At 52.3% G+C, this 258-nt stretch carries 1 protein-coding gene; it reads right to left on the minus strand.

Annotation, left to right across the window (positions count from 1 at the left end):
- Positions 1 to 254 (minus strand): hypothetical protein (locus PZC42_RS24935; RefSeq protein ID WP_498041211.1); only part of this gene is annotated, 254 nt, incomplete at its 3' end.
- Positions 255 to 258 lie beyond the last annotated feature (4 nt).

Consider the following 258-nt stretch of genomic DNA (forward strand, 5'->3'; position numbering starts at 1 on the left):
TTGAGCATGGCCATGATGCGGTCCAGGAGACCGTGCACAACCTCGAAACCGCTGGTCTTACCATACCATGCAGCTGCGAAATGTCTCTCGTTACGACTCTTTCGCTCCAGGGACGGGTCTTTGAACGCCACATCGCTGACCTCGAAGATCTTCATTGGGACGCTGTGGTGTTTATTCTCTCTGATGGTCTTCAACAGGCCAGGAATGAGACTCGTGCGCACGACCTGGAACTCATGAGTCTTTGGGTTTGCCAATTTT

The organism is Isoptericola croceus, from assembly GCF_029382255.1.
GTDB classification, from domain to species: Bacteria; Actinomycetota; Actinomycetes; order Actinomycetales; family Cellulomonadaceae; genus Isoptericola; species Isoptericola croceus.